Below are 13,316 nucleotides of genomic sequence, written 5' to 3'. Positions count from 1 at the left end.
GCCCGCTCGTTGTACAAATGATCAAACGTGAGGTGATGAGCCGCTACAAAGGTTCTTTTCTGGGCCTGCTCTGGTCACTCGTCAATCCGATCCTCATGCTTGCAATATACACTTTTGTATTCGGTGTTGTGTTCAAGGCGCGTCTGGACCAGAATAATTCCCTTTACGACGACAAAGCGGCTTTTGCGCTGGTGTTGTTTGCCGGATTGATTGTTTACAATCTGTTCAATGAATGCATTGGACGCGCACCCAGGTTAATTCTTACCCATGTCAACTACGTCAAAAAAATTATTTTCCCACTGGAAATTCTGCCGTGGGTCACCCTGGGCGCCGCGCTTTTTCAAGCCTGCATCAGTTATCTGGTATTGCTGACTTTTTTACTGGTTCTCGGCCATACATTACACTGGACACTTATATTTATGCCGATTGTGATATTGCCGCTGCTGCTGTTTATCATGGGCTTTTCCTGGTTACTCGCGTCTATCGGTGTATTTGTTCGGGATATCGGACAGTTTATCGGCCTGCTTTTGACCATGATGTTATTTCTGAGTCCCATTTTTTACCCTGCATCCGCACTACCGGAATCTGTCCGCGATTACCTGTTTCTTAACCCGCTCACTTTTATCATAGAGCAGACGCGCGGTATCATTCTGGCAGGCAGCCTGCCAAGCTGGAGCGGACTGATAATTTATTATTTGATTGCAGTATTGGTTGCCTGGATTGGGCTGATATGGTTTCAGAAAACACGCAAAGGGTTCGCGGATGTCCTCTAAACCGGCCTGCCCCGAACCTGTTATCCGGGCCAACAAGCTGTCCAAATGCTATCAGCTTTACAATCAACCCAAAGACCGTTTGAAACAGTTTCTCTGGCGCGGTAAACGCAAATTTTACCGGGAACTGTGGGCGCTGCAGGATATTGATTTCAGCGTATCAGAGGGCGAAGTCGTCGGCATTGTTGGTAATAACGGATCCGGAAAATCAACCCTGCTTCAGATGGTCAGCGGCACACTCACGCCAACCAGCGGCGAAATTCTGGTCAACGGCAGAATCGCTGCCTTGCTGGAGCTTGGCGCAGGATTCAATCCGGAATTCACGGGACGGGAAAATGTACTGATGAACGCAGCAATTATGGGTCTCAGTCAGGAAGAAATCTCCGAGCGTTTTGAGTCGATTGTCGATTTCTCCGGAATACGGGACTTCATTGACCAACCCGTCAAAACCTATTCGAGCGGCATGTATGTTCGCCTGGCATTTTCTGTGGCCATCAATGTTGACCCGGATATCCTGGTTATCGATGAAGCATTATCGGTCGGCGACGGGGCATTTGCCCGAAAATCCTTTGACCGGATTATGCAGTTTAGGAACGCAGGCAAAACCATATTATTCTGCTCGCACTCGATTTATCAGGTCACCGCACTCTGCGACCGCGCGATCTGGCTGGACAAGGGGAAAATCGCCATGATCGGCCCAAGCAGCGATGTAACAAACCAGTACGGACAAACATTATTAGATGCGGACAGTCACATCAAGAAAAACGAACAATCCCTAACCGAATCGACACAACATTTTGCAAATAACGGTTCGGCGCGAATTACAGACGTACAAGCCAATGTAGATGGCAAAAGCGGCTCGCGTTTAAGCGCTACAAGCCAGAAAAGCACGTTGACGATTGCCGTACAATTTGAATTCGATCCGGAATTGCCCACACCAAGCGTGGCCATTACTTTTTCCACTGTAGACGGACTTGGCATCAGCAGCACTTCTTCGTATCATGACAATATCGATTTGGCGCACTATTTCAGTCGAAACAAAAAAATTGAAGTGGTTTTTCCATCAATCCCGCTGCTAAAAGGCGACTACACATTAAGCGTTTATCTGGGTTGTGAGAATGCCATCCATTGTTATGACTCCGCCTTGAATATCGTCGAATTAAAAATTGAACAGGAAGGCACCGAACAAGGTTTTGTAATGTTGCCGCATTACTGGAAATAATGATTATTTGCTACCTTCTCGAATCGACCAATCTGGCTGGCGGCGTACGGGTTGTTTTTGATCAGGCGCGATTATTATCCAACAAGGGACACCGCGTCATTATTCGCGCCAAATTCGGCAGTCATCACTGGTATCATCATCCGATAGTTGTCGACTACGTTGATGACCTGTCATCCCCTTTCCAGGCAAACTCCGCCATACCGGACATCGTAATCGCGACGTTTTGGACTACAGTTCAAGCCGCTACTCAATTGCAATGCCGCAAGGCATTCCATTTTTGTCAGGGTTATGAAGGCGACCTACCCGAATACGCCGATATCCGTCAACAGATTGAACAGGCCTACCGCCTTCCCATCGCCAAACTCACCGTAGGGGACTGGCTTACCAGGCGCTTGCAGCAGATTTACGGCAGCCATGATTTCCCAGTGCACACGATTGGCCAAATTGTCGACATGGCGCTCTTTTCGCCGCCAAAATTCATGTTTAACCGCTTGTTACGAAAACTGTCGCGCCGCCCGGTTAAAATTTTATTGATGGGATTATTTGAAAGCAGCGTTAAAGGCATCCCCGATGCGTTAAATGCCATCGAAACGATCAGAAAACAAAACGTTAAGCTACACGTCACCCATGTTTCAAGCCACCCGCTATCTGAAAGGGAAAAAAAGATTACGCCAATTGACAATTATTTAATCCAGTTACCGCCACCAGCAATCGCACAACTATACCGCACACACGATCTGATGATTGCCCCATCGCTTGCCGCCGAAGGATTTGGACTTCCATTTGCTGAAGCATTAGCAAGCGGGTTGCCCTGTGTGGCGACGGCAATTCCTTCGCACACAAGTTTTGACCCCGTGCATGATTATGCCGTATTTGTCCCGCCATCAAATCCATCCGTCATGGCGCAAGCCATCCAAAAACTGCTCAACAATCCGCAAAAACAAGCATTTCTTCGTCAACGCGGACCGCAACTCATGCAAAAACTATTTTCTCAAAACAAGACTATCGAGCGACTTGAGTCACTATGCCTGGAATCGCTCAATCATTAAAACAGGAACTTCCCTTGTGGCGCTATTTTTTTTGGGACATTCCATGCTGGGCCGCCGGTTGGCGCTCGCAACACAGATGGCAGCGCATACAATCCGCACTTCAAAAAGACGCGTTTACGCTTAAAAACAGTCTGCAAAGATTTTATGCCGATAAAGCAAATACGGTTGATATTGAGAATGCTGTCAATAAGGCGCTTCTGATTCGGGTAATCAGAAACAGCGAAGCTTATTCATGTCTGGGGATGAGTAAAAACAAGGTACAAAAAGACTTTACCGTCACAGGCATAGAACATTTACACCGCGCAAAAGAACAGAATCGCCCTGTGATTTTACTGACAGCACATATGGGCAGTTTTTATTCGCTGCCGATTTTACTGGCGCCGTACGGTTTTCGCTTGAATACAGTCGCACGCACTGTGGACAATTCATACTTTAATCCATTGCCGCAACAGCTTTTTGAGCGCCTAAATTACCGCCTGACCGGAGCCAGAATGCCGGGGCGTTATGTTTACACAAATTATTCAAACAAAATGGATAGATATATCGTTACCGCCTGTAAGGAAAATGACACTTTACTGGTTTTGCCGGATATCCCCCGCAAATTCTTGCCGTCCAACCGGTGTTCTGTGCAGTTTCTTGGCAAAAAATCTTCGTTGCCCGGACGAATTATTGATTTAGGCTTAAAATATAATGCAGTTTTTTTAACAGTATGGAGTACGTTTGAACTTGAACCCAATTTTTCGTTTATGCGCCACCTGTATGTCGATCCGCCGATTACCGCCACCGATAAAAAAGAAATACTACAATACTACGCCGACAGGCTATCCAATATCGTTTATCAACAACCCTGGCAGTGGCTTGGGTCGATGATCATCAGTCAATATAACGAGGAAACCGGATAATGAAAAAACTATATATCCATATTGGGCTTCCTAAAACAGCCACATCAAGCATTCAAAGCTTCTTATTCAAGCAGAACGATACTTTCTTGAAAAAACATGGGTATCATTATATTAACACCGGTCTTGGCATCGATTTGAAATGTCATCATAATTTAATCTGGACACTCGGGTTACACCAAGGCCCTGATTTTGTTCCAAAAGACATTCAAAAACACAAGGACGAAACCCTGCAGAAACTCGCCGCTGAGAACGCACAACACAGCGACAAACACCTGATTATCAGCAGCGAGCTTTTGACCTTTCTCGACGATTTCAAAAAACTTGCACCGATTCTGGAAATCTTCAAAAACAGGGACATCAAATTTATCGTTAACCTGCGTCGACAGGATACTTTTCTCGAATCGCTGTATCAGCAAATCGTCAAGGATGGTCTCGATGAAACATTCAAAACATGGTTTTCCAAAACAAGAAATGCCGCAGACTACAACCAGTTGATCAAAAATATTTTACAAGTCACGGAAAAAGAAAAAATCGCTATCGGCACCTTCAATAATAGCCATAAAAGGGAATTCAATCCGATCAAGGCGTTTTTACCATTAATAGATATTTACGATGAGACAATTACCATAGAAAATATTTATACTAACAAACGTTTGCCAACCACCTGCATAAAAATAATACAGCTTTCGAATAGCCTGAATCTGAAAATAAACCATAGACTCGTTGATTTTTTTCTAAAACACAAAAACATAATGCGTCTTTTGGACAACAACGGGAAGTATCTCGACAATGAACAAAGAGCAGTCATCCGGGAAGAATACAAGGCTTCCAATAAAGCGCTAACCCAGCAGATTGAAATGCCTCTTGATGTCAAAAATGAAATCCTATCCTGGTAAACCGACAGGCCGCCGACCATGAAACATCAACCTGTAAATAAAAAATTCTTCGGGCAGATCTGTTCAACCAAACTGAACGGCATCGCTTGGCGTCATTACAAACAAGGTTGCGAAACAGTAATAATTTTCCCGATATAATTTCTGATTGTTCATCCAGGCATTATTTGACCAACAATCCCGTTATCTAGAGTACCACTATATTATACAAAACCATGCAGATCGATTATTCAGTATCGGTGATCGAAAACACAGCACAGATATGGCCTGGATCAATAATCATCAGTCAATATAAAAAAGAAACCACATGAACGAGCCGCTCACAATATTTACAACTGTCACGCCATCCTATTCCAGTTCATCTGAACTTCGGTTGTCGCTGGAGATGCTGCAAAGAGCCTTTCCTCAAGCAACATGGATAACGTACACGCCTGATACATCGCTGTCGATAAAAGAACTGATCGCACAAAATTTACCCGCAACAGGATATGTTTTATTTATCAAAGAACCTGCTATGCTTGTCAGCGAGTGTATGTATCCTATTTTAAAAAAACATCTTGCCGATGATCCTGACATTCTTGTCGCAATGCCCGTTGATCCGCCCCACGCCAGCACGCTACTTGCGCGCAACTACCATACATTACGCGGTTTTGAGCGATTCAGCCATAAACTCAGTCTGCAAGACAAAGCGCCCATTCAATACGATGGACGGAAATCCTGGGTGTTTCTAATTTCGGCGCAATCGCTGAATACATTCGATTTACCTGATGATCCTTTTCAGCTGCTTGATCAGTTGCCGGCTGAACAGGTGGCGATCATACCTCAGGCATATGCACATCCTTTTTATAATTATTACAACGAAACACGTTCTGATATTCTGCCTTTTGTACCGCAAAACATTCAGTCGCTGCTTGATATCGGCTGCTCTCGGGGCGGTTTCGCCGCAACAGTCAAACAAACACTACATTGCCGCGCTACAGGCATCGAGATAAACTGCAATGAAGCAGCGGTTGCCATGGAAAAACTTGATGCCGTATGGGTGGGTGATGTTTTGTCGATGAGTATTCCCGAACGGTTTGACTGCATCAGTTGCCTTGATGTTCTGGAACATATACCCGAGCCTGAAGCGCTATTATTCAAGATTAAACAGTGGCTCACACCGGATGGCAGCATACTCCTGGCCGTTCCCAATGTTGGTTTCTGGGCAATCGTGGAAGACCTGCTTGCCGGCCGCTGGGATTATGTGCCAACAGGCATAATGTGCAATACCCATTTGCGTTTTTACACGCAGCATTCCCTGCAGACATTGTTGAAAGCCTGCGGTTTGACTCCTGTTTCATGGAAGAAGCGCTATATCCCGATACCAGAACAACTAGAAACGGGTTTCAAACATTATCAGAACACAGGCTTTGATATCGACTATGAAAATTTATCCACTAACACTTTTATCGTTTTAGCGAAACCTGAAAAATAAACACACAGCCATTCCCTGAGTTGACTCCAAAGTTTATCTCTGATAGCTTCCTGAGTCTTCTAAAGAAGGCTTTCTTGCCTCCAAAGATATTATTACAAAATAATGAAATGGCATTGCCGTTGGGCCACCAAACAAGATCAAGGCGCATTACTGGAACTGTTCACTTCCGCATTTGGCCAACCCATGCCAACCGGGCTCTGGCAGTGGAAATATGCCTGGCAAGAAAAACCGGGTATTCTGGCGCATGTTGATGATGCCATCATCGCATATTATGGCGGCATCCCGCGCACCTTCAGCCTGAATGGCCATGCAGTCTCAGCCACACAAATTTGCGATGTCATGGTTGCCCCAAAAATGCGCGGTATTCTGACACGCAGAGGCCCATTTATGCATACTGCGGATACTTTTTTAACTGAACAGGCAGGGCCGGAAAAACCTTATCGTTTCGCTTTTGGCTTTCCTTCTCACCGGCATGCAAAGCTGGGTGAGAAATCAGGCTGGTATAAACGCTCCGAAACTTTTCTGGAAGTAAGTTGGGCTACTGAAACTTATCGACCTCGTTTTCCCTTTTGGATAAAAACCAAATCACTGACTGTTGAAGATAAAGCATCAGTCGATGTGCAGTGGCAAAGAATGCTGACTTCATTACCGGATTACCTCATACCGCAAAAGGATGCCAACTTTTTTGAATGGCGCTATCTTAACCATCCAAACTATATTTATTCTTCCTATATCGTTTTCAGGCGCTTAGGTAACACAATACTTGGCATGATCACAGTGCGCGACCATGGTTCTGACCAGGGCATGGAACTCATGGATTTGCTCGGGCCGCCACACCTGTTACCCACACTTTTTGAAACAGCGTTGGGAATCGCCAAGCGCGCTGACCGGAAGAAGCTTTTTAGCTGGATGACAGCAAGTATTCTTGCTCGCTTACCCAACCCAACAACAACGAATGAAATTTGCGGTATCTATGTTACACCCGACTATCAGCAAATTATCGATCAACAACACTTATCCTGGTGGTTCATGAGTGGAGATACCGATTTCAGGTAGTCCGGACATAACCTGCAGCAAGAACGGTTAACAAAATTTTTATGATCTCTGCCATACTGGTGAATTATCATGCCGCCCAGCATATTCTGGATGCAGCAACGTCCATCCTGACTCAACAGGATATCAAAAGACCCGAGATAATTGTCATTGATAATAGCACAAGCTATTCTGAAAAAGCGTTGTTGAAATCCCGTTTGCCGCATGACACCACATACATTTACAATTCTGAAAATTCCGGTTTTGCAAAAGCCTGCAACCAGGCATTTAGTCATTCCAGCGGTGAGTTTATTCTTCTGCTCAATCCTGACGCACGCTTATTACCGGGAGCATTATCGGCACTTGTAACCTGTTTAAAAAAACACCCGGATGCAGCTGCTGTCGGACCGCAAGTATACTGGGATGAAGACTGCCGCTTTCTGATGCCGCCCAGCACATACCCATCGATATGGAATTTTTATAAAGAAACCATTTCACAACTGCATCCCAGACTGAACAGTTACAAATCATTCGATTTCCGTAAAACGGCGCTACAGGTCTGGACATGCGCCAGGCCTCTCATTGTTGAAGCGCTTTCCGGGGGACATGTTCTCATTCGCCGTGAGGCAATTCAAAAATGTGGCGGCCTGTTTGACGAACGCTTTTTTATGTACTGGGAAGACACTGATCTCATGCATCGTTTAAAAAAAAGCGGTTTCCGTTTATATATGGAGCCAAGGGCAAGCTGCCTGCATTTTTACGAACATTCCCGTGCTAAAGAAAAACTCATCACCCAAGGTTGGTCTGTTTATCAGCAAAAATATTTCCAAAAAAATTCCTTCTTTCAGTTTGCAAACTGGCTCAAGAAACGGCTCTCACCCGTCAGAACACCCGATATTAAGCAAATTACCGTTAGCAATGAGAAACTTATTTTTCCCGTTCCGAAGGCGCTGAGGAATGCTTGGTTACTGGAATTAGGTACAACACCACAACTGATCCCTGCGATTGGCCATTTTGGCAGTGGCCCAGAAGCTGAAGTGGAAACGGCTTTATTTAAAAGACTGCAAGAAAAAAATTACTTTGCGCGTTTATCCACGCCGGACCCGAAGCCGAATTTGATATATTATTGGCAGTGGCAGGGCTATTCACCAAAGATTGATAATGGGCACCTCTAAAAATCCATACTTCGTTGTTCACAAAAAATGTTTCCTTACATATCAATCATATGCTGCGTCAACATTTTTTGTTCTCGACTTGTCTTGTTTAAAATTATGAATTTTTGGTAGTACCCTAATAACAAAACACACATTTTCAGCAAAATCATTGGAAAACATACTCGTTCCCTACCAAGCTGTCAAAAAAATTGACGGCAACTGCGTGCTGGTTTTCGCACCCCATCCCGATGATGAAGTATTCGGTTGTGGCGGCGCCATTATGCGGCACGTCGAACAACGGATACCTGTTCATGTCATTATCGTCACCAACGGCGCTTTTGGCATCGGTGAAGAAAACAAACAGGATCATATCTACCAACGCGAACAAGAAAGCATATCCGCTGCAGCCGTACTGGGCTATGGCAAACCCATATTCTGGCAATATCCTGACCGAGAGCTCGGTTATGGCGAAAAGCTGATTGCTGAGATTACACATGCAATCCATGAAACCAAAGCTGATCTTGTATATGCCCCTTCGGTTTACGAAATACATCCGGATCACCGCGCACTGGCCATGTCAACCGTTGAAGCGGTCCGCCGATTGGATCAGCCAATCCAGTTGGCGCTTTATGAAATCGGCCACCCGATACGACCCAACCTGCTGCTCGATATCAGCGATCTGGCGGCGCGTAAGATGGCAGCGATGGGTTGTTTCACATCACAAAACAAAATACAGCGTTACGACCTGGATATCGCCGCACTCAACCGCTATCGAACCTATACGCTGCCCGCCGAAATTACCGCAGCGGAAGCTTATCTGCTGACGAACACAACAGAATTGGCCAATGATCCATTAAAACTTTACCAGTCCGAACATAAGCGTCAGCAAAAAGAAAAAATGGTTTTAGACGCGAAAGATCTGCCCCTGGTCAGTGTCATTATACGCAGCGTGGATCGATCCACCTTATCCGATGCCTTGGATTCTGTCGCACTGCAAACATACCCCAATATCGAAGTTGTCCTGGTTAATGCGAAAGGTCAAGAGCACCAAGCAGTTGGTGATTGGTGCGGTCATTTTCCGGTAAATATGATCAGTACCGATGAACAACTCAGCCGCAGCAGTGCAGCAAACACTGGAATGCAAGCCGCAGCAGGTATATATGCGATTTTCCTGGACGACGATGACTTTTTTTATCCGGAACATATTGCAAATCTAGTTGCTGCTCTGCAAGCGCATACCAGTTATCGTTGTGCCTATGCCGGGATACGCGTCGAGTATTATGTTAACGAACAGTTTGAAACGTCGACCATATTTAATGAACCTTTTGATCAACGCCGACTTTGGGGACGAAATTTTATACCCATACACGCCATGATGTTCGAGCGTGCCCTCGTCACTGAAGGGTGCTGTTTCGACACGAACCTCGATTTCTTTGAAGACTGGGATTTCTGGCTTCAACTGTCGCAGCACACCTCTATATTACACGTAAACAAGATCGGCGCAGTTTACAAAAATTTTGGTCGCTCGGGTTTAGGACTCGATCAGGATAAAAGCTCTGTAAGAGCATTGAGGGGGAAATTCTTCAACAAATGGAAACATAACTTCAGTGGGGAACAACTGGACGATTTGATTGAATTCCGGGAAGAAGTCATAACGGATCTGCGCGGCAAACAGGCCGGCCTACGCGACCAGTTGGCGCATCTACGCGACCAGTTGACTCATCTGTGCGATCAGTTAACTTCCAGCAAAAATCAGGTCGCCACACTATTGCAACAGCAAAACCGGTTGATGCACGAAGCGCACGCGGCGAGTACACGAGAAAAAGCCCTGAAAAAAACAATCCAGGAGCTCATGCATTCAACTTCTTGGAAAATCACTGCACCTTTGCGCTTTATTTCCCGAATTATTCAAGGCCGCCACTCAGAGGCTTTCGTTGCACTGCGCCACCGTATTGCACCACTGCTAAGGGCTGTATACTGGCGAATTCCCGCCAGGTGGCGGGACAAACTTTTAATACTGGCTTATCGCATCGCCGGTCCATTCTTCTCGGGCATGAACCATTATGAGTCCTGGCGGTCAATTTCGAAATATTCCACCAATGACTTTCCCGCCAATGACGCAAGTTATCTGGCTAGTATGGTAGACATATCCAGATTTTCTCCACTTTCTGATGACAAACCCGGGCGCATCGCCATTCACGCACACATTTTTTATCCTGATCTGGCTATCGAGTTTGCGCAGTTTTTGCGTAAAATGCCGTTTACTTACGATCTTTTTGTCTCCGTACCCGACGAGCAAGCTAGCAATCAATGCAAACAACGATTTACAGAGCTGCCACAACTCGATCAGCTGACCGTCACGATCGTTCCAAACAGGGGGCGCGATCTGGCGCCAATGTTTTGTACCTTTGGCAACGCTCTGAAAGAATATGATTTTATCGCCCATATTCATAGCAAAAAGTCACTGTACAACAAAGGCGGCACTCATGGTTGGCGGGAATATTTATTAGAAAATCTGTTGGGTAGTGAGCAACAAATACGCAAGATTTTTACGCTTCTTACCGATGAGAGCAGAATTGGCCTTGTTTATCCACAAAACTTCGCCAGGCTACCTTACTATGCGCACACATGGCTATCCAATCTGACCAATGGACGCGCGTGGTGTAATAAACTCGGGATAAATCCATTTCCGCACGGCTATTTCGACTATCCCGCCGGTTCTATGTTCTGGGCCAGGGCAGAGGCATTAAGACCACTGTTCGAAGCACAAATCAGGCTTGAAGACTTTCCTGAAGAAACCGGGCAAACGGATGCAACGCTTGCACATTGCCTGGAAAGATTGCTGGTGCTGGTAACCAGAAAAACGGGATTTAACGCTACGATTCTTCACGACGCTCAATCAAACAGCTGGTCCCGCTGGCGATTTGAACAATATCTGGCTCGAAAACCGGAAAAATTTCAGACGATATTGTCTGATTCCTCCATACAGATTGTTGTTTTTGATATTTTTGACACACTCATCACTCGACCGTTACTCTATCCTGAAAAAATAAAATTGATTATCGCGCAACAGGCGAGTGAGGAAACAGGGAAAACCTATCTCGATTTACGTGCGACAGCGGAATCCCATGCACGACAAAAAGCCGGACGCGATATCAGCCTGGATGAAATTTTTGCAGAGCTGGCTGCCTTATCCAACCTATCCTCCGAGGATATCGCCAAACTGCGCCGTCTCGAGGAAACCATTGAAATGGCAGCTGCCACACCAAGGCCTGAAACAATCGCTTTGTTGAATATGGCGCACTCCCTGGGCAAACGTATAGTACTGGCCAGTGACATGTATTTACCCAAGCCGACAATCGAAACCATGCTTAAAAAAAATGGCATAACCAACTGGCATCAGTTATTTGTTTCATCCGATCTGGGTTTGCGCAAAGACACCGGAGACTTGTATCGCCATTTATTATCGACAGAACATGTAACGCCAGATCAAATTATGGTGATTGGGGACAACGAACACTCCGATGTGCAGATACCCGATAACATGAAAATGAAATTGCTTCATATTTTACGGCCTGTCGAATTGGCGCGCGCCATTCCGCGCCTGGGACCGTTAATTGAAAATTCCGTTTATCAGGATGACTTGAATATACAGCTTGCGCTCGGCGCCATCGTTCAAGAAAACTTTCAACCCCTGACATTCCCCAACTTCGATCCGTCAGACTTGGTTCCGGCTTCACCGAGAGCGGTCGGATTCAGCATTGCAGGACCCTTGATTCTATCCTTTGTTCAGTGGCTGACAAAAAAAGCAGCCGCTGACGGTATTCAACGTTTATTTTTCCTGTCACGCGAAGGTCATATTCTAAAATCAGTTTACGATCGATGGGTATCCAGTGATCCGCAAAAGATACCGTCAGACTATCTCATTCTTTCACGTCGTGCAGTCGTTGTGCCAATGATTTCAAATATTGATGACATTTTTGAAATCGCACGCACAAGATTTTTTCCAAATCAACTGACCATGTTTGTTCAAGAACGTTACGGAATTACCTTGTCGGCAAAAGAATGTGATGAACTTGTCCATCGCAAACTATTACCAAAAAACAAATTGGTAGAAGTTAACAATCAAAATATCGATCATCTGATTCCACTCCTTCAAGCACTTGAAAACAAAATTCTTGCGCAAGCCCAAGCCGAACACTCCGGATTAATGACCTATCTGCACTCAATGGGATTTGAAACTCACGATAAATCAGCAATTGTTGACATTGGCTATGCGGCAACAATTCAAGGCCGTCTGAATAAGCTATTGAACAAACCCGTACATGGTTACTATATGGTTACAGAGGATCGCGCGCAGAAGGTTTCTGCAGAAAACGCGGTTATTACTCAGGGTTGTTTCGGTCATTTTGTCAATGCGCTCAATGATCCTCCACTGATTTTCAAAAAAAGCTTTTCTATGGAAAAATTACTCAGTTCCGATGATGCACAAATAATTCGCTATCATCTCGAAAACGATGGCAGCATTCTTCCTGAATTTCGTCAGCTAACCGAAGCAGAACGGCAGACAATGGCAATGCGCGCTGAAATTCACCGTGGCATAATGGACTTTGTTGATCGTAGTATTACGATCAGAGACAAGTTAGTGAGCGATTTCGTTGTTCCTCCGGAACTGGCAAAAGACCTGTTTGAAAAATTTGTTGAACAACCGTCTGAATCAGAACTGGATATTTTGAGCAAATTAACACTGGATGATTATTACTGTGGCCGCGGCTTGGTGAATTAAGCTACTATATTAAAGTATGTTGTAATTATACAAA

General features: G+C 45.2%; 9 protein-coding genes. All 9 read left to right on the top strand.

Annotation, left to right across the window (positions count from 1 at the left end; translation table 11 throughout):
• Positions 1 to 35: 35 nt before the first annotated feature.
• Positions 36 to 773 carry an ABC transporter permease gene (locus MRK00_04755; GenBank protein ID MDR4516681.1) on the top strand — a complete coding sequence of 246 codons (738 nt, stop codon included), beginning with the start codon at positions 36 to 38 and terminating at the stop codon, positions 771 to 773.
• Entirely contained in the window at positions 763 to 1,992 is a 1,230-nt protein-coding gene (locus tag MRK00_04750) for an ABC transporter ATP-binding protein (GenBank protein ID MDR4516680.1), read from the top strand. Before MRK00_04755 ends, MRK00_04750 begins: the two co-directional genes overlap by 11 nt.
• The gene (locus tag MRK00_04745) at positions 1,992 to 3,041 is read left to right on the top strand and encodes a glycosyltransferase family 4 protein (protein MDR4516679.1); all 1,050 of its coding nucleotides are present in this window, start codon (positions 1,992 to 1,994) and stop codon (positions 3,039 to 3,041) included. Before MRK00_04750 ends, MRK00_04745 begins: the two co-directional genes overlap by 1 nt.
• Positions 3,017 to 3,943 (top strand): lysophospholipid acyltransferase family protein, encoded by a 927-nt coding sequence (locus tag MRK00_04740; GenBank protein ID MDR4516678.1) that lies wholly within the window; start codon positions 3,017 to 3,019, stop codon positions 3,941 to 3,943. The genes MRK00_04745 and MRK00_04740 overlap by 25 nt, the downstream gene beginning before the upstream one ends.
• Entirely contained in the window at positions 3,943 to 4,839 is an 897-nt protein-coding gene (locus tag MRK00_04735; protein MDR4516677.1) for a hypothetical protein, read from the top strand. The genes MRK00_04740 and MRK00_04735 overlap by 1 nt, the downstream gene beginning before the upstream one ends.
• A 304-nt stretch (positions 4,840 to 5,143) precedes the next feature.
• Positions 5,144 to 6,310, top strand: a complete 1,167-nt coding sequence (locus MRK00_04730) for a class I SAM-dependent methyltransferase (protein MDR4516676.1) — start codon at positions 5,144 to 5,146, stop codon at positions 6,308 to 6,310.
• Positions 6,311 to 6,412: 102 nt separating this feature from the next.
• Entirely contained in the window at positions 6,413 to 7,366 is a 954-nt protein-coding gene (locus tag MRK00_04725; protein ID MDR4516675.1) for a GNAT family N-acetyltransferase, read from the top strand.
• A 41-nt stretch (positions 7,367 to 7,407) separates the two neighbouring features.
• Entirely contained in the window at positions 7,408 to 8,517 is a 1,110-nt protein-coding gene (locus tag MRK00_04720; protein ID MDR4516674.1) for a glycosyltransferase family 2 protein, read from the top strand.
• A 148-nt stretch (positions 8,518 to 8,665) separates the two neighbouring features.
• Positions 8,666 to 13,282: a PIG-L family deacetylase gene (locus tag MRK00_04715; GenBank protein MDR4516673.1), complete on the top strand. Its 4,617-nt coding sequence runs from the start codon at positions 8,666 to 8,668 to the stop codon at positions 13,280 to 13,282.
• Positions 13,283 to 13,316: the final 34 nt, after the last annotated feature.

This window comes from Nitrosomonas sp. (assembly GCA_031316255.1).
GTDB lineage: Bacteria > Pseudomonadota > Gammaproteobacteria > Burkholderiales > Nitrosomonadaceae > Nitrosomonas.
This window is presented reverse-complemented; position numbering and strand designations above follow the sequence as displayed.

Excerpts from the sequence above, each read along its gene's own strand:
- MRK00_04755 (MDR4516681.1), top strand. The coding sequence starts at position 36 with ATGAGCCGCTACAAAGGTTCTTTTCTGGGCCTGCTCTGGTCACTCGTC.
- MRK00_04750 (MDR4516680.1), top strand. The coding sequence starts at position 763 with ATGTCCTCTAAACCGGCCTGCCCCGAACCTGTTATCCGGGCCAACAAG.
- MRK00_04745 (MDR4516679.1), top strand. The coding sequence starts at position 1,992 with ATGATTATTTGCTACCTTCTCGAATCGACCAATCTGGCTGGCGGCGTA.
- MRK00_04740 (MDR4516678.1), top strand. The coding sequence starts at position 3,017 with ATGCCTGGAATCGCTCAATCATTAAAACAGGAACTTCCCTTGTGGCGC.
- MRK00_04735 (MDR4516677.1), top strand. The coding sequence starts at position 3,943 with ATGAAAAAACTATATATCCATATTGGGCTTCCTAAAACAGCCACATCA.
- MRK00_04730 (MDR4516676.1), top strand. The coding sequence starts at position 5,144 with ATGAACGAGCCGCTCACAATATTTACAACTGTCACGCCATCCTATTCC.
- MRK00_04725 (MDR4516675.1), top strand. The coding sequence starts at position 6,413 with ATGAAATGGCATTGCCGTTGGGCCACCAAACAAGATCAAGGCGCATTA.
- MRK00_04720 (MDR4516674.1), top strand. The coding sequence starts at position 7,408 with ATGATCTCTGCCATACTGGTGAATTATCATGCCGCCCAGCATATTCTG.